Genomic DNA, 23,212 nt, shown 5'->3' on the forward strand with positions numbered 1-23,212 from the left:
ACGAGATCTTGCGGTGAAATTAAAAATGGCCGCCTTGTAGCGCCGATTTCCAAATCGGCATGTCGTTTTTCAGTAAGCCGATTTGGAAATCGGCGTTACATTCCGAGGCCTTCACGACTCCGAGAACACGGTACTCTCAAGAAAAACAGGCGGAACAACCCGAAAATAATGGCCGTTTTTTTGTCCTTCGACCCAACTGACAGGAGTTACGGATCATGCTTTCTTCTTTGGTTGTATTGGGCGCAGCGGCCCTGCATCTGTTGAATGCCCCGGAAGATGATGCCCGCGGATCTTGGCTGCCCGAGGGATTCCGGCTGCCGAATATCGTGCATCCGTTTATGCCGACGTTGGGCAAGCGGACGTTACCGGTTCAGGTGGCGCCCTTCTTTGTGCATGTCCGGGGGGCATGCTCGGAAATATTGTCCGAAAAGGCCGTCGGGATACGCTTTGGCGAACAAGGTAAATTGGAAGCGATAACGGAACGTGCGCGGATATCCGGTTTGGAAATGGCCGTCAATGCCTCGGTGAAAGTCGGGGAAGGCGTTTATCACGCCACCGACGCTGGGCTTTATGTGCAGGAAACGGCTTCCCAACCGGCGAAACGTCATGAATCCTACGGCGTTGACGGTCCGCCGGCCACGCGGATCACGTCGCTTGCGGTGGATTCGCGCGGGACGTTGTGGGCCGGGACACCCGCCGGTCTTGGCCGCCGGACGCCGGATGGCGAATGGACTACGATTCGCGGACGGGATGGCCTGCCCTGTGAAAATGTGACGGCGATCGCCGTGGATTCGCGCGATTGCCTCTGGATTGGAACGGATCATGGCGCCGTCTTTTACAAACCTTATGAGGAAGGGCGGCAATGGTTTTACCGGGCCGGGAAACGATATCTGCCCGGTAATCGGGTGAAGGCCGTTGCGGTGCATCCGTCTGGAACGCCCGCGTATTTCCTGACGGACGCCGGATTGGGCCGTATTGACACGGTTCAGACGACGTTGCTCGAAAAGGCCGAAACCATCGAGAAGCGGATCAACGAGCGCCATCGCCGCCTGGGACTCGTCGCGGAGTGCATGCTCGACAACGCGGAAAACCCAACCTCGCATACCATCGGCGACAATGACAACGACGGCCTGTGGACCGCCTACCATGTCGCGGCCATGTCATTGTGTTACGGGGCGACGAAAGACGAATCGGCGCGGGCGTCGGCGCAAACGGGCATGAAGGCGCTTTATATGCTTCAAGACGCGTCGGGCACGCCGGGCCTTGTGGCGCGCAGCATGTTGCCTGCGGCCGAGGGCAAACTCAAAGGCCCGCAATGGCGGCCCACGCCGGATGACGCGATGTACTGGAAAAGCGACACGTCGAGCGACGAAATTGACGGGCATTATCTCGCGTTCTACACCTATTTCGAGCACATCGCGCGGCACGACCCCGAGGAGAGGGAAACGGCCGTCCGCCACGTTCGGGCATTGACCGACTACATCGTGGACAACGGCTACCGGCTCATTGACTGGAACGGCAAGCGGACCCGCTGGGGATTCTGGGATCCGAAAACGTTGAACGACAGCCTGTTCGAATATGTGGAAGCGGGCCTGAACAGCCTGCAGATGCTGTCGTTTCTGAAAGTCGCGCATTACATGACCGGCGACCGCAAATACGAGGATCATTACCGATCGCTCATCGTGGATCACCATTATCTGGCGAATGTGCTGTTGACCAAGAAGACCTTTCCGGACAGCGTCAATCACAGTGACGATCAACTGGCATTCGTGGCGTGGTATCCCATCCTTCAACTCGAAAAGGATCCCAAGGTGCGCCGGGCCTTGTGCATGGGCGTTCAGCGGCACATCCAGATTGTCCAGTGCGAACAGCCCAGTTTTTACACGTTTGTCTATGCCACCGTGGATCCCCAAGGCGCGGACATCGAAGGCGCCGTCGAAAATCTGCGGCAAATTCCGGCGGACCGCCGTCATTGGGACATGATGAACAGCCACCGGGCCGACGTGTCCTTTTCCCCGTTGCCGAACCGGTTCGGACAACAGGTGCTCACACGGGTTCTGCCCGCCGACGAACGCGAGTTCGCCAAGTGGAATGCCGATCCGTATATCCCCGACTATCCCGGCGACGGTCGCCACGAAGACGACGGCGCCGCTTACCTGCTTCCATACTGGATGGGACGGTACCACGGATTCATTGAGGAACAATCCGCCGGCTGAATTCGGGCATCAAACGCTGCGCGGGTTCCTGTGTATTGTCCGGAATAGCGCGGCCGAGGTCAAAACAACCGGTCCAATTCCTGGACCAAGTCACTGAGACCGATGGCTTCCACTCCGGATGCGATCCGATAGCGGTTTTGGCAGGAATATTCGACGAAAGACCTGTCCGTTTTCAGATCTTCCCGTGCATGATGGAACCCCTTTTCACGCTTGGGAGAAGAACCCGTTTGATTTTTTTGGCCCAGAGACCGTTTCCCGGCAGTTCCAGTAGCAAATCAATTTCCGCGCCCGCCGCCGTCCGATAGAAACTTGCATGGGCGCGGCCAGGGGCAACCGCCAACTGGTTTTCGACGACAAATCCTTCCCGAATCGCGCCCTCGACCGGATGCCCGAAAAGAGCACGGCAATCATTCCAATTCGGCACGGGCACGTTCAGCCGAATCGGAATTCGGCGTTACATGTCGTTGTACTGAATGGGGGCAGGGGATCATAAGGGACTTATTCCGCGAGGATGCTGTCGTATGCCTTGAAAGCCTTGCCTTTGCGGTTGTTTTCAGCCGGGGACCTTCGTTTACCGGAGGTTTGCGGAAGGAATCGGGTCCACTGGAGCGACCGGCCATATTTTGATCGTCGTTTTTCCACCTTGTGACACTTCAAAGGGGCCAGGGAAGGGATGGTATTCATTTCGCTGGTTTCCGAAGTAATCCGTTCCGATACGGATTGGCGATCCATCCCGGTTTTCGTAGGGGAGGCCGGGAATGCTTGCCTTACCGAGTAGATCCGTGGTGACGATCGGCCGTGTCCGTTCGGCTACCCATGCCGTATCGAACATGCCTTCGAGATAGAAGCCGTCCGCCCGTTCGGACAGCGTGAATTCCGCTCCGTGCCCTGGGTCCAGCAGGGGATCCGTTTCATGCTTCGGCGGCTTGGAATCGTTCAGGTAGACATTGCCCTTCATAATCACCGGAAGCGCCGCCTTGTCGTAATCCTTCAATCCGCCGCATCGCGCGAACAGATTGTTGACGAGGCGGTCATCGCCGATCGGATTGTTGTGCATGCCCGCGAGTTCGGTGGAATGGGCCTTGTGGAACGGGGTCATCCGTCCGTCGAAGCCCAGCAGGTGGATGTTGCCGGCAATCAGGTTGTGGGCATAGGCGCCGCCCTGCGAAATGGAAAGCACGGCTTTTTTCGACAGGAACAGGTTGTTGTCCACGAGAAACGGTCCGTGATTGACTTCAACGAACAGATCCTGGTGCGCGTTGTCGTGAAACAGGTTTCGCGACACCCGAGCGCCTTGGGCCATCCAGTCCAGCCAAAGTCCCATGACGCAACGGTAAATGTGATTGCCGGCGATAACGGTGTCAATGGCGCCATGAAACTTGATGCCCGCCATTTCCGCGCCGGTAAACAATTGCCGGACGTGAATGTCGTGAATGGTGTTTCCGGTGACGGTGCTGAAGGCGGCGCCCATGCTGCCGACGATACCCGCCTGTTCGCAATGGGCGATGGTGTTTCCACGGACGATGTGCCCGCCGATGGTTTCCTTGTTCCATCCGTTTTCCAAGGCGCGCTCGATAGTCTTGACGTATCCTTCGGCGGTGTCGGCGGAAGTGTTGTCCCATTGATCGCCGTATTTCCCCAGCGAGATGCCGGTACAGACCGAGTAGCGGATGTCGTTGTTTTCGATAATCCAGCCCTTGCTCCAATGGACGCCGATTGCGCCGGTCTGTTCCGCCGTCGGGGGCGCCCATTGCGTGGCGGCATGGCGGATGAAGAAGCCTCTGACGGTAATGTAGTTTACAAACGGTTTTTCGGGATAGAAGATGGTTTTACGCACATTGATTTCGACAAGGCGCTCATTGGGGTTTATTCCTTTGAATTGCGCCCATATCGTCGTATGGGTTTCGCCTGCCTCGGCATACCACAAGCGGATATCTTCCTGTACTGGACTTGAGTTGCGGGACTTGAAGACAAGGCACAAGGTCCGCTTTCCGCTTACCGGCTTGATGGCGGCCTTGAAACTGGCCCAGGATTGCCATCCGCCTGTAAAGGGGATCGGACACGTTCCCACTAGATCGCCATCCGGCGCATCCAGGCGGATTTCGATGTTCCCGCCATTGCTTGCCGCAGCGGCGCGGATCTCCAGTTCCTCGGTATTTTCCCTGAAATCAACGTCCTCGTACTTGACCCAGTGGCCGTTCAAAATAAATCCAATGCATTGTCCGCCTTCCGAGCATTCGGCATTGGCCGTGCCGTTCTTCGCCGTGAAATGCGTGGCTTCGATGCGGGGGGTGTCCGCCGCGCGATTCAGGGGCCTCATCCATGCCACATTCAGCAAGTACCCATGCCCGTCCTGGCCGAACCAGGAAGGAACCGTGCCCGCGGGCGCCATGACTTCGTCCCGGTTGGCCGCCTCGACCAGCCAGTGCCCGTCCAGATAAACGGCCCCGGTGTGATGGTTCCGTCCCTTGGGATTGAACCAATCGCCCCGGATGCGTTCGCCATAGGGATTGTACTTGCCGAAAAACGTATTGGGCAGAACGACCTTCCACGTGTCGTGTTGCACCTTTTCCCAGCCCCTAATGACTTCGGAACCCTTGATCTCGACATGTTCCCCCGGAGCCGCTTGGTAGACGATCCGCTTTTCGTCGGATTCCCCGCCACGCGGAGGCGCAACGGATTCACGATACACGCCCTCGTGAACCGTGATGACGTCACCGGGCTGCGCCAAGCGGGCCGCGGCGGCGATCGTCTTCAGCATCCGGGCGGGCGAACCGTCGTTGGCATCGTCGCCTTGCGGGGAAACATGAAACTCGGCGGCGCCGGCCATCGGCATGATCAAACATGCCAAAGCGAGAAGGGTTGCGCAATGGGCGAATCGGTCTTTCATGATCTGTTTCCTCTCTTTTTCGTTTCCCGCTACTCTTGCGAGCGGCTGTCCCTGACGGCCTGCGCCATGGCTAGGATGTTCTCTTCGGGCAGCGTGGCCTGCAGATTGTGAACGGCGTTGAACACGAAACCGCCGCCCTCGTTGAATATCGCGATACGTTCCCGAACTTCCTTGTACACTTGTTCGGGCGACCCAAACGGCATGGTCTTCTGGGTGTCCACGCCGCCTCCCCAAAAGACAAGATCCTTGCCGTACTCCCGTTTCAACGTCCGGGCGTCCATGCCCGCCGCCGAACACTGCACCGGATTCAGAATGTCGAAACCCGCCTCGATGAAATCCGGTATCAATTCGACAACGCTTCCGCAAGAGTGAATGAACGACTTCCAGTTCGTGCGCGAGTGGATGAAATCGTTGATGGCCCTGTGAAAAGGCCGATACAGGTCGCGGTAGGTCTCACGGGCGATGAACAACCCCTGTTGCGTGCCGAAGTCGGTCCCCGTGACAAAGGCCGCCTGCACCGTGTCGCCCAGCGCCGCAGCCAGCCGGGCCAGGTTTTCGAGCGCAATGGCGCATTGACGCTCGAACACTTCGTACACATAGTCGCGATGCGCGAGTGTCGCCATGTACCATTCCTCGACGCCCCGGATGCCGCGCGGATGCTTCATCCACATGGCCGGAACCAGTGCAATGTCGCCGAAACCCGTTCCCGGACAGGTCAATATCGCGCCTTTCCCCTTTTCCGCGGCCCTCGTGGCCTGCGCGGCGAAATGGACGATGTCTTCCTGTGAAAGCGGGGCGAATTCCTCCAGGTTCTCACGGGGATCCAGCCGATTTTCGTGAATGGGGCCTTGCCGGTTCATGGCGTCGAAATAATAGCCCCCATGCGGCATGTGTCCGCTCGGCGGAACGCTGGTGTCGCCTTCCGGATAGAGATACCAACCGCCCGCGCCGTCCGGTGTCACGTTGAAGTTTCCCGGTACGAGCACCTCCGTGCCATCGAATAGCCTGAACGGTTTCCAGTCCTTGTTTTCAAAGCCGAAAAGGGTTTTGCGGGGCATTACCGGCGCCACGTCAACGCCCAGCGCGTCCATGAGGGCGTCGTCCACTTCGCCCAGCATCTGGTACGGTTCAATGACTTTGACGGGCGGTGAATCCCGGCCCAGCAAGGCCTTGCGCAGTTTTGCGACGGCGGATGCCGCGATTCCGGTTACGGCCGTGGATCCGAAATCCACGCACACACAGTCCGGCTGTTGATGGTTCAGCGTGGCGTTCAGCCGTTCAAGCGATTGCATGTTGGCAAAGCCTCCCTATGACCTTTGGTGTCTCCGATGACGACCATGAGGGCGATGACACCGTTGACGGCATTACGGCCGGATGCGCTTTTAGGCATTTCGCAAACTTAGGGTCGGATGCCGTCGCCAATCCACATTCGTTCGATTTCTTCCAATGACTTGCCTTTCGTTTCCGGAACCGCCCGGAGGACGAAGAGAATGGACACCACGCAAAACGCGCCGTAAATCCAGAACGGGAATCCGCCGTGGAAGGCCGCATCGAGGTGTTTGTTTTCCGCCATCATTGGGTAGGTCTGCGAAACCACGTAATTGGCGCTCCACAGGCAGAATGTCGCAACGGACATGGCCCGCCCGCGTATTTTTGTCGGGAAGATTTCGGACAGGATGACCCACGTGACCGGCCCGACCGACAAGGCGAAACAAGCAATATAGCCCAGCACGAAAACCAGCATCCATGCCTCCACCTTTTGGATGTACGCCAAAAATCCCATGGCAAAGAGCGAAAGTCCCATGCCCGAAAAGCCGATAAGCATGAGCGGCTTCCGTCCGGTCTTGTCCACCGTGTAAATGGCCACGAGCGTGAAGAGCATGTTCACAAAACCGACCACGATCGTTTGCAGGAGGGCGGAATCCGTGCCGGTTCCGAGTTTCTTGAAAATCTCGGGAGCGAAATACAGAAACACGTTGATGCCCGTAACCTGTTGCAACACAGCCAGGACGACTCCCGCGAGCACGATGCCGCGGATGCCCGGCCGGAACATTTCCCGCCACGAACCGCCTTCCATTTCGAGCGTCCGCTCGATTTCGGCAATCTCGGCATGGGCGCACTCTTTTCCTCCGATTCTCTCCAGAATAGTCAAGGCGGCGCGCCGATCCCCCTGCTTCATGAGAAAACGCGGGGTCTCCGGCACGAAAAGCATGAACACGAGAAGCGCCAACGCCGGCAAGGCTTCCGAACCAAACATCCACCGCCAACCAACGGTCTCGTTCCATGTTTGATCGCCTTGGAGCGCAATGAAGTAATTGACGAAATAAACGACAAACATGCCGAACACGATGGCCAGTTGGTTCAGTGAAACCATGCGCCCGCGGATTCGAGCCGGCGAGACCTCCGCGATGTACATGGGCGAGGTCATCGAGGCGATTCCGACGCCGACGCCGCCTATCATGCGGAAGAGGATGAATTCCGTAAAGTTTCGCGGCAAGGCGGTGCCCACCGCCGACACGAAAAACAGCACCGCCGCGAGGATCAGCGCGCGCTTGCGGCCAAGCCGGTCGGCCATTTCGCCGGCCATGGCCACGCCGACAATGCAGCCGACAAGGGCGGAGGCGGCCGCCCAGCCGGTGGCCGCGGGACCCAGGCCGAACCGTGCGGCGAGCGGGCCTATCGCGCCGGAGATGACCGCCGTGTCGTAGCCAAAGAGGAGTCCGCCCAGCGTCGCGACCACGCTGATGCCGGCCATGTACAACGTGCTGCCGGTTTCTTTCGAATCACGCATGCCCTTCTCCCGCGGCCATGATTTTCCCGCGTCGTGCCGTGAAGACTCTACGCCGGCGGGAAGGGCGAATCAAGCAGCGTACAATACAAAAAGACGATTCGAGGAAAAGAACGCGGCACGCGCCATGCGAAGGTTGGGCGGATTCTTGAATCAGGTGTTTTCCCGGATATATAATTCCATTCGATCATGGAGCGAGAGAATCCGGCTCCGATGGGGTTCCTGGGAGTTCCCGCGTTGTTGCGGTGTGTCTTCGCAACAGTGCATGGGGACAGGGATCCGTGGTGGTGTCATGGCGGTCCAGGTGGTCGTTCCGCGTGTGGTGCGCGGTACAGCCCGATGGCAATAGGAGGAGAATGACCTTATGTTGGCACTTGTGGTAGGCGTCAGTCTGTACGGACTGCTTACTGCCGGCCGGCCGGTCCGTTCGGCGCGGACCCGGTTTGTAGGCAGGGAGCGGACAGGCAAGCGGGCGGCGATGTGCGCGCTCGCACTTGTGATGATGTTGTTCGCGGGCACGGCGGGTGCCAGCGAGGCGGATCTCGTAATCCCCGATTTGTCCAGCGTGAGTTTTGCCGGAATCAACGGGCACAACCTGCTGTTGTTCGGATTGATCATCTGCGTTGGAGGCTCGCTGTTCGGTCTGGTGCAGTTCGTGCGGATTCGCAATCTTCCCGTGCACAAGGCGATGCTGGAGATTTCGGATCTCATCTACGAAACCTGCAAGACCTATCTGATCACCCAGGGCAAATTCCTTGCCCTGCTGTGGGGGTTCATCGCCGTCATCATCGTCGTGTACTTCGGCATGCTGCTGCATTTCACGATTGCCAAAGTCGTCACGATTGTCTTCTTCAGCATCGTAGGTATCCTGGGCAGCTACGGCGTGGCATGGTTCGGCATCCGAATCAACACGCTGGCCAATTCGCGCACGGCGTTTGCCAGCCTCGGCGGGAAACCGTTCCCGACGATGGCGATTCCGCTGCAGGCCGGCATGAGCATCGGCATGCTGCTGATCTCGGTCGAACTCGTAATCATGCTATTCATCCTGTTGTTCGTGCCCGGCGACTGGGCAGGCCCCTGCTTCATCGGCTTCGCCATCGGCGAATCGCTGGGCGCGGCGGCGTTGCGCATCGCGGGCGGCATCTTCACGAAGATTGCCGATATCGGGTCCGATCTCATGAAAATCGTCTTCAAAATCAAGGAAGACGATGCGCGCAACCCGGGCGTCATCGCGGACTGCACCGGCGACAACGCGGGCGACTCGGTCGGCCCGACGGCGGACGGATTCGAAACCTACGGGGTCACGGGGGTGGCGCTCATCACCTTCATTCTGCTGGCGGTGACGGGCGCGGCGGTTCAGGTCCAATTGCTTGTGTGGATTTTTGTGATGCGTGTTGGCATGATTGTGACCAGCGGCCTGTCGTACTTCATCAACGACGCGTGGGCCAAGGCCAAGTACGGCCATGCGCAGAAGTTCAACTTCGAGATTCCGCTGACCACGCTGGTGTGGCTTACCTCGTTCATCTCCATCGCGATGACCTATGTGCTCTCGTTTGTCCTTATCAAGGATCTTGGCGACGGTACGCTGTGGTGGAAACTCTCCACCATCATCACCTGCGGCACCATCGCGGGCGCCTTGATTCCCGAATTGGTCAAGGTGTTCACGTCGGTGAATTCGCGCCATGTGCGTGAAATCGTGACCGCTTCGCGCGAAGGCGGCGCGAGCCTCAATATCATCAGCGGTTTCGTGGCCGGCAATTTCAGCGCCTATTGGATGGGCATGGCCATTGTGTTGCTGATGGGTATCGCATACGTCGTCAGCACGCTCGGTCTGGCTTCGATCATGGCCGCGCCGGCCATCTTCGCGTTCGGTCTCGTGGCGTTCGGATTCCTGGGCATGGGACCGGTCACCATCGCGGTGGATTCCTACGGTCCGGTGACGGACAACGCCCAGTCCGTGTATGAGTTGTCCACCATTGAAACCATCCCGAATATTTCCAAGGACATCGAGAAGACCTTCGGATTCAAGCCGGATTTCGAGCGAAGCAAGGATTTCCTGGAAGAAAACGACGGCGCCGGCAACACCTTCAAGGCCACGGCCAAGCCGGTGTTGATCGGTACGGCGGTGGTGGGCGCGACGACACTCATCTTCTCCATCATCCAACTGCTGAAAGCCCGGTTTGGCGATGCCGACGTGGCCCACGGTTTGTCCATTCAGAATCCGATGTTCCTGCTTGGCCTGATTACGGGTGGCGCGATGATCTTCTGGTTTGCGGGCGCGGCGACGCAGGCCGTGGCCACCGGCGCCTACAAGGCCGTCGAGTTCATCAAGCGCAACATCAAACTGGAAGGCGGTGGGGAAAAGGCTTCCGTCGAAGACTCCAAGAAAGTCGTGGCCATCTGCACGCAGTACGCGCAGAAGGGCATGTTCAACATCTTCCTGGCCGTCTTCTTCGGCACCCTGGCCTTTGCCTGTCTCAACCATTACTTCTTCATCGGCTACCTGATTTCGATTGCCATTTTCGGCTTGTACGAGGCCATCTTCATGGCCAACGCCGGCGGCGCATGGGACAATGCCAAGAAAATCGTGGAAACCGAACTCAAGGCCAAGGGCACCGAACTGCACGATGCGTGTGTCGTCGGTGACACGGTCGGCGACCCCTTCAAGGATACCTCGTCCGTGGCCATGAACCCGGTCATCAAGTTCACGACCCTGTTCGGCCTTCTGGCCGTCGAACTTGCCATCGAACTCAGCCGCTCCATCAGTCTTACGGCGGCGGTGCTGTTCTTCATCTGTTCGGCCGTGTTCGTGTACCGGTCGTTCTACAGCATGCGCATTCCGGAACGCGTGGGCGACAAATAAGAAGTACGCAACAGCCTTAACCCGGGGTTTTGCCTTGAGCGAAGCCCCGGGTTTTCCATCTTCCGGCGCCGGGGTTCATTGTGTTCAGAATGTTTTTTTGAATGGCAATGGTTTTGATATCTTCAGCAAAACACGATGGATTCCGGTCTGAATTGCTTCGTTGGCCGGAAAAGAAGAAGGAGCAACAGCCTTGGAAGGACCCCGTCCCATCCGCGTGGATGAATTGCCGTCGTTGGCCCGGCTGGTGGATACCGTGTTCATGAAGGGCCGCGAAGGGGCAATGTTCGGCCATTTCCCCGCGCTGTTTGGTGGGCACAATGCCCGAAATTGCCTGGTTTTCGTGGACAAGGGCCGTGTCGTCAGCCATTTCGGCATGATTCAACGCTGGGCGTGTATTGACGGCTGCACGGTGCGCGTGGCGTGTGTTGGCGCCGTGAGCACCCATGAGGCGTATCGCGGCCGGCGGCTTGCCACGCGGCTTTTCAGCGCCGCACGGCAACAGGCCCTTGAAGACGGCGTGGATTTCATGCTCATTTCCGGCGATCGGGACTTGTACCGGCAGGCGGGGGCCGTGCCGGTTGGAATCGATTGGACGGCGCGCATTAACCGTGAGCAGGCGGAAGCATGGCGGCTGCCCGGCATTGAGATTGGCGCCTTCCGCCGCGAGGATATTCCGGCGTGCGCCGCGCTTTACGGCCAGCGCACGGCACGATTTGTGCGCCCGCCGGAAGACTGGCACAACCTGCTCGTCCATGGCCGCGCGGATGCGCGGGAGGTGATTACTATCGTTGTGCGGAGATATGGAGTTGTTTGCGGTTATTTTGTCCTGCCGGAAACGACCATCGAAACGGTCACCGATGCCATCGAGTTTGCCGGCGAACCGCTGGCGCTGCGCGCGGCGATGGCGCCCCTGATGGACAACCGGGGATTCAACGAATTCTTTTTGCGCCTGCAACAGGGCGACACGGTCCTGCGGGGCCTGTTTGCGCGGGAGGGCGTCTCGCTCGAACCCGTCAAAACGGGCGGCACACTGCTGATTTTGAATTTCAATCAACTCGTGCAACGGCTCCGTCCGGTCATTGAGGCGCGGACGGACACGGCACGATCGGCACAAATCAATATCAGGGAAGACGACGGCGTGTTTCGGTTCCAATCGTCCGACGCGGAGTTTTCAACCGACCGTTCCGGCGCCGCGCGGGCCCTGTTCGGCTACCCCGGAGATCCCCCTCTTCCGGGATCGCTGGGAAGCATCCTTCCGCTCCCAACATTGTGGTACGGCATCAATTACACATAGCTGACTTTTTGAATCGTGGCCGTTCTCCATTTTATGGCCATCCCGGTGATTGCCTGGGCGTACAGGAACGTTCGAAATCAATTGGGGCACGGCGCGGATCCCTTCACTCCACACGCCATTCAAGAATGCCGCCGGAGAAACCGGGCTGGAGTTCGACTTCGATACGGAGTGCGTCGGTCTTGACAGGATTGAAGGTGGTGCGGTTGTACGTGTTCAGGTGCAGGGTGTACGCGGAGGGCTGATCGACCTCTTTCCATTGGCCCTTGTCAGCATGGAGAATGCGCCATGATTTCGGCACGCGGCATTGGCCTGTTCCGGTGTCGTCAAACCAGTAGACCTCGACCGCTTTCACCTGCTGTGCTTCCTTGAATGTGTACTGTATCCATTCGCGCGTGCCGAGGTGGTCCCACCAAGTCATGCGGGGGATGGAGTGGTCATTGGACGATTTCGGCTCGATTCTATCCTTGACGGCAAGGATCGAATCGCGGTTCTGGAATGAGGCCGTGACTTTACTTTCGGAGGCCATGGTGGGTGGGGGAACGGCCTGCGCAAGTTCGATGGTTTCCGGCAGCCAGACGGCCATAGGGCCCTGTTCCCGGTTGTCCCACGCATAATAGGGAACGGCTTGAAACGAAACCGACGCAGCGCCCGATTCGGTGCGCGCCTGGGCCTTGCCGACGATCGTCATGACGCCGTTGAGCAGGTCAGGCCGCCATTCGGCGTTCAGCGGCGCATCGGCGGGCAGCGCCAGTTGGCGGACGTCGCCGCCGTGATCAATGCCTTCGACGCAATACACGATCGGTCCACGCTGAAGCGCGACACGCCCGACATCGGCCTTGACGTTCGGGTGTGCCTTCATGCGCATGATCGGCATGGGCAACGACAACTCGATGGTGTCGCCCGGTTTCCATTTCCGCGCGATGCGGGCGTAGCCATTGTCCATTGCGAGCGGCGTATCCTGGCCGTTGATCTTGAGGATGGCGGGTGGCTCGTGGCTGGGGATAGATGGAACCGGGGTATAGAGATCGCCGGGAACGGGCGGTCGGCGCCAGCCGGGGATGCGCAGGCGAAGCGTCCAATCGCCGGATCCTTTCGGTTCGATCGTCAGGCGGATATCGCCGTCCCACGGGTATTTCGTGGCCATTGAGAGGGTCAGTTCGTTTTCGCCGTCACGAATCGTTGCACGGCCCGGCATAAATTGATTGACAAAGATTTCGCGGCCGCGATGGGCATAGGCGTAACCGGCGATCGAGGGGAGAAACCGCACGATATTCGTCGGACAACAGGCGCAGCCGTGCCACGGCGCGCGGTGGTGTTGTCCGGCGCTGGCGAGCGGGTTCACGTAAAAGAAGTGACGGCCGTCGAGTGAAACGCCCGACAACGCGCCATTGTACATCGCCCGTTCGACGATGTCGGCGAACCGGGACTCGCCCGCGATCAGGCCCATGCGGTGATTCATGAACACGAACGCGATGGCGGCGCAGGTTTCGCAGTAGGCGCTCTCGTTCGGCAGGTCGTAACCACCCGTGAACCCTTCATGGCGCGCGGTCGAACCGAGTCCGCCGGTAATGTACATCTTGCGCTGTGTCGTGTTCGTCCAAATCCGTTCGAGCGCATCGCGAAAGCCGGCATCGCCTGTTATGGCCGCGAGATCCGCCACCCCGGAAAAGAGATACATCGCGCGGACGGCATGTCCAACGATTTCGGATTGTTCCCGGACAGGTTTGTGGTCCTGGCAGGTCTCGCCCCATGATCGCGGCTTTCCATCGGGACCGGTGCGGCGTGTGTCCATCCGCCCGCGCTCCTCAACGAAGAACTGCGCGAGTTTCAGGTAACGATCCTCGTTGGTGATCCTCCACAGTTTGACCAGGGCCAGTTCGATTTCTTCGTGCTGGGGCACGTCAACGAGTTTTCCGGGGCCGAACACGGAGTCAATATGATCCGCGAACCGGATCGCAACATCGAGCAGGTCTCGCTTGCCGGTGGCCTGGAAATAGGCGATGCCCGCCTCGATGAGATGACCGGCGCAATACGTCTCGTGTGCGCTGTCGTCGGTCCAACGCTTCTCGATGCCCCGGAGTTGGAAATGCGTGTGAAGATAACCGTCGGGACGCTGCGCCGCGGCAATCTTTTCGATGAGATCGTCCGCAGTCTTTTCAATTGTCGGATCGCGCTCGAACGCAAGGCAATACGCCGCGCCTTCAAGCACCTTGTACACGTCCGAATCTTCCCACGGCGCGCCTTCATGTTCGCCTTGCAGACGTCCCGCCGCCTTGAGGAAATTATTTATCTTTCCCGCCTTCTCGCATTGATCAAAGCAGTGTGGCAGTACGTGAGTCCGGTTGAGTTCAATCCAGGCGGTCCAGAAACCGCCGTCCAGTTTCACGCTTGTAAACGGCGTCGGCGCCAGCGGTTCCGCAGCCGCAAAGGAAAACAATACCGGCAAGGCCGATAGCCCCAGCAATATGCTCATGGACAATGTCCCTCTCAACCGTAGATAAACGTTGTTTCCGGTGCGTTATGAAAAACAGACTTTCTCGGCGACTCATAATACTTCTTAGGTTTCTCAATCTCCAGCAATATTTAGTTGGACTTTACAAATCTTGGATGAGGTCTGCGGATATCGTCAAGAAAAAATGTTAATGCCAAGAAATGAAATCCAATTATAATAATAATTTTGCGATATGCAAAGAAAACGATATATTGCATAATAAAGTGATAGAATAGCAAACCGCTTGACAAATCGGGCTGATCATGGGATAATGAAACCAGATTATTTTGGGGAACATTGGAATTGACGATTGGTTTGAGGTTGAAGGCTGCCAGGTGTGGGCGTTTTTTTAGGTGGCTTTATTTCCAGAGTTCCTGATTGGTTTGAGTGAGGCGCCGGAATTATTTTGTGACAGTGCGGGAGTCGCGTTTCGTTGTGATTGACAACCACCAGTAGCAGGGAAAGACCTAAGAAAGGGGTAACAACGATGAAGACGAAGAAATGGCAATGGCGGAGTTTTCTTGCGGCGGCGCTGATGTTTGCCGTGTGCGGTGCGGCGATGGCGGACGGCGCATACATACCGCGTCCCTATCCGCCGGACTTCGACCCTTCGTTCATTCCGCCGGGTGAACCCATCGCGGAGAAGGCGGCGCCGAAGGTTCTGCCGTTCGTGGACGACATGGAATCCGGAACGAATGGGTGGACAGCCACGGGTTTTTGGCGGCTAATCGCGAATCCGGAAAACATCGGGATCAGCAACGAGATCAACCCCCGGCTGGTCCGGTTGCCCGATAGCGGACAACTCCCCTCTTCCTATAGCGGCAACGGCTGCTGGTGGTACGGCGAGGACGTCAACGGGACGTTTATCGGGGCGGATTTCCAGCGCGAACAGCCGAATTTGACGGGCGGCACGTCGCGCAAGGCCAACAGCGGATCGCTGGTTTCGCCATTGCTCGACCTGACCGGTGTGCAGAATCCGCGATTGTCGTTCTGGACATGGTACGAAGTGGAAGGCGTGGACGTGGACCGGTACGACATGATGTACGTCGAGGTTTCGACAGACGGCGGAACGACGTATACCAAAGCCGGCGCGGGCCACATCAATCCGGCCAACGACGTGGACGGGGCGCATTGGCAGCCCTACGCGTCGCGCGCGGTGGACGGGACCGGCCTCGGTCAAGTTGGTCAGTGGATTCATGTGACCTTTGACCTGTCGCAGTTTGCGAACAGCAACAACGTCCGCATCCGTTTCCGTTTCAACACGGTGGATGAACTGTATAACGGTTTTCGCGGCTGGCTCATTGACGATGTGCGCTTGGACGGTCAAGTCACGCCGCAGCCGCCGCGGATTACCGAGATCAACCCCAATGCGGGATACAAGAACACGTTGGTGAACATTCGCGGTTCTGGTTTCGTGAACGGCGCGGTGGTATCGCTGACGGGACCGCAGGGCGGCGCGGCGCCACAGTCCTATGCCCTAACCACGGTTGTCGTTGGATCGGAAATGGCCACGGCCACGGTCGGCAACCTGCCTGTCGGACGGTACAATGTCAAAATCAAGAATCCGGACGATCTCGAAAGTTCCGAGCCGGTAACGTATGACGTGACACAGGAGCCGGCGCCGGATATTACCGGCATTCTTCCAAATTCCGGTCTGGACACCGAAGAAACGCCGATATCCATCAGCGGAACGAATTTCAAGACGGGCGCCACCGTGACCATTGACGACACGGTTCCGCTTACGGACGTGACGGTCGTTTCTTCGACCCTGATTCGCGGCAAGGTGCCCGCTGGATTGGCCCCGGGGTATCGCAACGTCACCGTCACCAACCCCGACAGCCAGTACGACCGGCTGATCCTCGGGTTCCTTGTCATTCATCGCTCGACCCTGACCATCAATGTCATCGGCGGGGGCACGACAAATCCCTCGGCAGGTGTTCATGCCTACGATGCGGGCACGGTTGTCCCCGTGACGGCCATGGCAAACAACGGCTGGACGTTTATCCGCTGGCTGGGCGACATGGGCGAAAGCACCGATCCGACTTTGTATACCAGCGTGTACAACGACACGACCATAACGGCCCTGTTCGGCGCCAATCTGACTATTTCGACCGTTGGCCAGGGCACGACGGATCCGGTTCCGGGCGTTCATCCCATCACGGATCAATCGGTCACGCTCAACGCCTATCCCGCCGAAGGGTGGCGGTTCGACCGCTGGGAAGGCGACGCGAGCGGCTCGGCCAATCCGCTTACGCTTCCGATGGACGGTCCGAAGTCCGTCCGCGCCGTGTTCATGCAGGAATTCGATTTGACCGTCGAGGTCGTCGGACAAGGCACGACGGATCCTGGCGAGGGCACGCACACCTATCCCGTCTACACCCAAGTGGCCTTGTCGGCCACGCCCGCGCCCGGCTGGCGTTTCGACCATTGGGAAGGCGATTTGAATGCCGCGGGCGGCTTGGTCATGGACAGCAACAAACTGGTGCGCGCCGTATTCGTCGAGCAGGTTACGCTTACGCTGGCCAAGACCGGCGAAGGTTCGACGTATCCCGAATTGGGCACGCACGTGTATGACGCCGGCAGTTACGTCTATCTGAGCGCCATGCCCGCGAACGGCTGGCGCTTCGATCATTGGGAAGGTGATCTGACGGGCAACAACAACCCGGTCATGGTCATCATGGACGTCAGCAAGACCATTACGGCGGTCTTCGTGCAGCAGCATGCCGTGACTGTCCGCGTGATTGGCGGCGGCGCGACCGATCCGCAGGTGGGGACGTACATCGTAGACGCCGGAACGACATTCGATGTGGACGCACTGACCGTCGAGGGTTGGCGGTTCAACCGCTGGATCGAAAACCAGTCCACCGAGCCGTCGCTTTCGCTTACGGTCAACGGCGACACGACCGTGACGGCCGAATACATCCAGCAGTTCCCGCTGGAGATTGCCGTTATCGGTTCGGGCAGCACGGAACCGGCCGTCGGCACGCATCTCTATGATGCGGGCGTAGGGGTGGATATCGCCGCGACCGCGGACGCGGGCCATCGCTTCGACCGGTGGGTGGGCGATGTCGAAGGCACGGCCAATCCCGTTTCGGTGACCATGAACGGTCCCGTTTCCGTAACGGCGGAATTCGTCGAGGAACCGAAATTGACCATCCTCGTTGAAGGCGACGGCACGACGAGCCCGGCCGAAGGGACCCACACCTACGCGATCGGCACTCAGGTCGCCATAAGCGCCACCCCTGAAGACGAGTGGCGATTCGACCACTGGGAAGGCGATCTGAACAGCCTCAATGCGTCGGACGTGGTTGTCCTGGATAGAGACAAGACCGTCAAGGCGGTATTCATTCGCCAGTACGTGCTGGAGATGGAAGTCGAAGGCAACGGCACGACCGATCCGCCGGTCGGCACGCACAAGTTCGATGCCGGCACGGTGGTGAATGTGGCGGCCTTCGCGGAAAAAGTGCCGGGCACGGCCGGCTATCAGTTCGACCACTGGGAAGGCGATCTGACCGGTTCGGACAATCCGGCGACCATTACGTTGGATGACGACAAGGAATTGACGGCCTTCTTCACGGCGGCGCCGCCGGAAAAGGTCTCGCTGACCATTGCCGTCAATGGCGGCGGGTGGACGGATCCGCCGGTTGGCACGCTGATGGTTGACGGACCGACCGTTGAAAATCCGAACCCGACCACGACGGTCATGGCGACGGCAAATGAGGGTTGGCAGTTCCAGTATTGGAGCGGCGACATTCCCGATCCGAACAGTCCGGAAACCAATCCAATTGATGTCTTGAACGACGACAACAAGGCCGTGACGGCCACCTTCTACCCGGTATTGAACATCACCGTCGAAGGCAATGGCACGACCGAACCGCCGGCGGGAACTCCCGTTGTCACGGCCACGGGCGATACGGTTGAACTGTTTGCAACGCCCGCCGAGGGTTGGCGTTTCGATCACTGGGAAGGCAGCATCACCAGCACGTCCGATGAGACTTCCGTGATTATGGATGCTCCGAAGGACGTCAAGGCCGTGTTTGTGCGGCAATATACGCTGACCGTGGCGAAAACCGGGGAAGGCGCGACGACGCCGACCGTGGGCGAATATACATACGACACCGGCCAGACGGTCAGCGTGGCGGCAAGCCCGGCGGAGGGTTGGCGTTTCGATCACTGGACTTTACAGGGCGCCGACGCGGGCACGTCCAACCCGATAGCCGTGGTGGTTGACGGCGACAAGGACATTACGGCGGTGTTCGTGCGGCAGCACAAGCTGACCATCGCGGTTAGCGGCAGCGGAAGCACGGATCCGGCGGCTGGCGTATACGTTCGCGACACCGGTGCGACTGTCCAGGTTACACCGACGGCGGACAGTGGTTGGCGCTTCAAGGAATGGCAGGGAGCGGCCACGGGATCGGCGATTCCGGCTTCCGTGACGGTTGACGCCGACAAGACCCTGACGGCGGTATTTGTACAACAATTCCCGCTGAATATCACGGTCGAGGGCGAAGGCACGACCGATCCGGCGGCCGGCACGCCCCACCTGTACGATAGCGGCGCGCAAGTGCCTCTTGTCGCAACGCCGGCGAACGGCTGGCGTTTCGATCGCTGGGAAGGCGATGTGACCGGAACCAGTAGCGCCGCATCGGTCACGATGAACGCCGAAAAGAACGTGAAAGCGATCTTCGTCCAGCAGTTTACTTTGACCGTGGCCGTGAACGGAAACGGTTCGACGAGCCCCGCTGTGGGCACGCATGTCTACGACACGGGCGCGCGCGTTACGTTGGCGGCCACCGCGGCGGCCGGTTCGCGCTTTGTCCGTTGGACGGGCGATGCCTCGGGCAGCGACAGCAGCGTGACGATAACCATGGACGGCAACAAGTCCGTTACGGCCGAGTTTGTCGCGCAGTTTGCGCTGACCGTTGACATTCAGGGCGAAGGGACCCTGACGCCCGCGCCCGGCGTACATGTGCGCGATGCCGGCACGGTCGTTGACCTCATGGCCTCGCCCGCGTCCGGCTGGCGCTTCGACCGCTGGGAAGGCGATGTGTCGAGCTCCACTCCGTCCGCGTCTGTCACGCTGGATGCCAACAAGGCGGTCAGGGCGGTATTTGTCCAGCAGTTTGCGCTGACCATCGAGGTAAGCGGCGAAGGGACGACCGAGCCGCCGGCCGGCGTGCATGTCTATGACGTGGGCACGCAGGTTTCGATTACAGCCACGCCCGCCGACGGCTGGTTGTTCGACCGTTGGGAAGGCGATGCGACCGGTTCGGAGCCGTCCGCTTCCGTGGTCATGGACGCGGCGCGAACGGTTACGGCCGTCTTTGCCGAGAAACCACTACTGGCGGTCAACCCGACAGCCATGGGCGTGGATTATCCGGCGGGCGCGGTGGCGTTCAACGTCCGCAACGTCCGGACCACCGGCGCGGTGATGCCGTATTTTGCGGCGGTCGTTCAGGGCGGCGAATGGCTGACCCTCGACACGGGCGTCCAAGGCATAGATGCGGGCACGGTCCGCGCCTCCTACACCCAAAACACCGCATACGAGAGCCGTACGGGCGTGATTCTCATCACGGCGCCGAATGCCGTCAATGGACCGCTGAGCGTGACCATCGTTCAGGCGCGCGCGCCGTATCCCGCGCAACTGCGGGTGATTCCGAGAAGCCAGTCCGTGGGCGCAGCGGAAGGCACGACATCCTTCACGGTGTCGAACGGCGGCGAACTGGATCTGACGTATACCGCCGTGGCCGTTTCCGGGACGGACTGGATGTCCATCACGGGTGGCGCGGTCGGAACGAATTCGGGCGTGATTACGGTTGCGTTTGCCGCGAATCCGTCGGTCGGTGAACGTATCGGCCAGATCGAGGTCACGGCGCCCGGCGCCGACGGCAGCCCCGCGACCGCGACGGTGTTCCAGGCCGGGCGCGAAGGCGACGGCATCGTCGAGGGCACGGTGACGAACAGCATCACGGGTGCGCCGGTCGAGGGCGCGGTGGTCGCATTGACCGCTCCATCGTTCGAAGGGAGCCTTCAGGCCGTTTCGGGCGGCGACGGCAAGTACATCTTCTCGCAATTGACCGTCGCGGATCCGTATGAACTGGCCTTTGAGGCTTTCGGTTACGAGCCGGCCACGATGACGGGCGTCTACCAGACGCACAACGCCGACATCGCGCTCGATCCGATCGCGATAACGCGGCCCGAACGGCCCAAGGCCATCAGCGGACCGCGCAGCGTATTCGTCGAATGGGCGCCGAATCCCGAATTCGATGTCAAGGGCTACAACCTCTATCGGACGCGGGTCTACGGCGCAACCGATCCTACGCCGATGGAAACGCCCGTCAAGATCAACGGGAGCGATCCCAACGACGTTTATGAAGGGTTGATTACGGGCACGCAGTTCCGCGACGAGACCGTGTTGCCGGGCGTGTACTACGTCTACCAGATTCAGGCGATCAGCGGACAGGACAGGCCGAGCGATTATTCAGACCCGTCCTATCCGCCGGTGAAAGGCCAGTGGCTGACGATCTACTTCCCCGAGATTTTCCTGAACAACGCGGGATTGTATCTGTGGGAGCAGGCCCAGGGCACGCTGCCGAATCCGGAAGTGGTCATGCCGGTGTCCTTCGACTGCGCCTATGAAGTGTCGGCGACCGGCATGCAGCTTGTCGCCCGGATTCCGCAGGCCCTGTTCGAGGTCATCGATCCGCTGGCCGATATCACCATCGAGCCCACCGGCGTCACCGCCGGCATGCTCTTCGAGTCGAACGTGCTCGTCGGCCCCGACGACAAGTGGGAAGTCTTTATGATTTCCTCGGACATCACAGGCCGCTCGCTCTACGGCAACGGCGCGCTGTTCTACATCAAGGCGAAGACGATCGACGATACCGGCTGCGGCCCGCTGGAGTTGATCCCATTCATCCCGGGCGATTATCCGGGCGGACCGCAGACGATCGGCTATCCCGGCCAGCAGGGCGTGAGACTGTACGACGACGCCCCGTGGCCGAAGGCGATCGATTTGGATCTCGTGAACGGGTTGCTGTGCACCAACGGCGGCTGTCTCCACGGCGATGTGAACAACGACGGCGTCGTCAATGGCGATGATGCCTCGTTTATCCTCAAGTTGTGGACCCGGAAGGTCGATCCGAACGAGTGCTCGATGTCCGCCGGCGACATCAACCTGGACGGCTATGTGGATTCGGCCGACTCGACGCTCATCCTCCGCTGGCTGGCGGGCATGAACATCGCGCCCGCGAAGGCCGGCACGAAGGCGGCGGAAGGCCTTGCCGAGGTGTCGTTTGCCGCGGCGGCCATTGAAAAGACCGATCCGGAGCCTCCGTCGGTGGCCGTGGGAACGGTCACGGCGACCGGCGCCTCGGTGGCGGTGCCTATCACGATAACCAACGCCGGACAAATGGCGGGCTGCACCCTGGTGGCGACATTCCCGTCGGGCGGCGCCGGCCTCGGATTCGCCTCCGCGCAACTGGGAGCGTCCTTCGCCTCCCAAGGATTCCTGATGGAGTCCAACTTCACGGATGCCGACGGTTTCGGAACGGTGCGCATTGCAATCACAAGTCCCGGTTCGGCGGGCAAGGCGGATGCAATTACGCTTGTCACGTTGAACCTAACGGTCGGCGCGGATGCGCCGGGCAACACGACGCTGCCGGTCAACATCGCCGCGTTCACGTTGTCCGACCAGTACGCGTTCGCTCCCAAGTTCAATGCGCCGCTGGCGCCGGTTGTCGCCAACGGAGGCGTCAAACTGCTCGGCGGTTCGCTGACGGTTACGATTACGCCGGCGGAAGCGGTCGCGGCAGGCGCCCAGTGGTCTATTGACGGCGGCACGACGTGGCGCAACAGCGGCGAAACCGTCGCGGATTTGCCGGTCGGGACGAAGACCATCACGTTCAAGACAATTGCCGGCTGGCAAAAACCGTCCGATGTTGACGTCGAGATCGTGGCCGATCAAACCGCGACGGTGTTCGGTGGGTACATCTCCACCGTGACGACAGGCGGGTTGACCGTCTTGATTACGCCGGCGGAAGCGGTCGCGGCGGGCGCTCAATGGTCCATTGACGGTGGCGTCACATGGAATAACAGCGGCGCAACCCTCCCCGGCCTACCGGCCGGTTCCGTGACCGTGACGTTCAAGGACGTGGCCAACTGGCAGAAACCGGCCGACGTGCAGGTCCTGATTGAAGTGGGGCAGACCAAGCCGGCCAACGGCGTGTACGTCCTGTTGCTGGGCAGCGTTCGGATCGTGATCGAGCCCGAAGGCGCGCGGAATGCCGGCGCCGGTTGGACCGTGGATGACGATGCCACGGTGCATGCCAGCGGACAGACCGTCGGCAACCTGACCCCGGGCAACCACACGATTCACTTCGTGGACGCGACCCCGACCGAAGGCGGCTGCTTCAAGCCGGGTGTGACGTGGGTGACGCCTTCTGACCGTGTCGTGACCGTGACGGGCGGCGGGTTGGTCGAAGAGATCGTTACCTATGAAACCGGTGAGAAATCGCTTGCGGCCGGCGCCTCCGGCAACGGCGACTGGATACTGCTGTCGCTTGTGAGCGCGGCGTTGCTCGCAGGCGGCCTGCGGCGTTCGCGGCGTCAACCCGCGGCCTAACGCGGAGCCAATAGCGCAAGAACAAGCCCCGCGCGGTTCCATGTGGA

At 59.9% G+C, this 23,212-nt stretch carries 9 protein-coding genes; 4 read left to right on the forward strand and 5 right to left on the reverse strand.

Annotated features, from left to right (window positions below):
* The first annotated feature begins 215 nt into the window (after positions 1–215).
* The gene (locus tag P5540_10145; GenBank protein HRT65176.1) at positions 216–2,216 is read left to right on the forward strand and encodes a two-component regulator propeller domain-containing protein; all 2,001 of its coding nucleotides are present in this window, start codon (positions 216–218) and stop codon (positions 2,214–2,216) included.
* A gap of 172 nt (positions 2,217–2,388) precedes the next feature.
* Here P5540_10145 and P5540_10150 read toward each other — a convergent pair whose 3' ends face one another.
* The 4 genes from P5540_10150 to P5540_10165 form a co-directional block, all read right to left on the reverse strand.
* Positions 2,389–2,640, reverse strand: coding sequence for a DUF4143 domain-containing protein (locus P5540_10150; GenBank protein ID HRT65177.1), 252 nt, complete (start codon positions 2,638–2,640; stop codon positions 2,389–2,391).
* Positions 2,641–2,787: 147 nt separating this feature from the next.
* Entirely contained in the window at positions 2,788–5,106 is a 2,319-nt protein-coding gene (locus P5540_10155) for a carbohydrate-binding protein (protein HRT65178.1), read from the reverse strand.
* A 29-nt stretch (positions 5,107–5,135) separates the two neighbouring features.
* Positions 5,136–6,398: a uroporphyrinogen decarboxylase family protein gene (locus P5540_10160; protein ID HRT65179.1), complete on the reverse strand. Its 1,263-nt coding sequence runs from the start codon at positions 6,396–6,398 to the stop codon at positions 5,136–5,138.
* A 107-nt stretch (positions 6,399–6,505) separates the two neighbouring features.
* Entirely contained in the window at positions 6,506–7,897 is a 1,392-nt protein-coding gene (locus P5540_10165) for a sugar porter family MFS transporter (protein HRT65180.1), read from the reverse strand.
* A gap of 475 nt (positions 7,898–8,372) precedes the next feature.
* Between P5540_10165 and P5540_10170 the strand changes: the two genes are divergently transcribed.
* On the forward strand, positions 8,373–10,757 hold the full coding sequence (locus P5540_10170) for a sodium-translocating pyrophosphatase (GenBank protein ID HRT65181.1): 2,385 nt from the start codon (positions 8,373–8,375) through the stop codon (positions 10,755–10,757).
* Positions 10,758–10,947: 190 nt separating this feature from the next.
* Positions 10,948–12,051 carry a GNAT family N-acetyltransferase gene (locus P5540_10175; GenBank protein ID HRT65182.1) on the forward strand — a complete coding sequence of 368 codons (1,104 nt, stop codon included), beginning with the start codon at positions 10,948–10,950 and terminating at the stop codon, positions 12,049–12,051.
* A 103-nt stretch (positions 12,052–12,154) separates the two neighbouring features.
* Here P5540_10175 and P5540_10180 read toward each other — a convergent pair whose 3' ends face one another.
* Positions 12,155–14,524 carry a glycoside hydrolase family 127 protein gene (locus P5540_10180; GenBank protein HRT65183.1) on the reverse strand — a complete coding sequence of 790 codons (2,370 nt, stop codon included), beginning with the start codon at positions 14,522–14,524 and terminating at the stop codon, positions 12,155–12,157.
* A 505-nt stretch (positions 14,525–15,029) separates the two neighbouring features.
* Here P5540_10180 and P5540_10185 point away from each other — a divergent pair.
* Positions 15,030–23,165 carry a carboxypeptidase regulatory-like domain-containing protein gene (locus tag P5540_10185; GenBank protein HRT65184.1) on the forward strand — a complete coding sequence of 2,712 codons (8,136 nt, stop codon included), beginning with the start codon at positions 15,030–15,032 and terminating at the stop codon, positions 23,163–23,165.
* The last annotated feature ends 47 nt before the right edge of the window (positions 23,166–23,212 follow it).

This window comes from Candidatus Hydrogenedentota bacterium, from assembly GCA_035450225.1.
In the GTDB taxonomy this organism is placed as follows: domain Bacteria; phylum Hydrogenedentota; class Hydrogenedentia; order Hydrogenedentales; family SLHB01; genus DSVR01.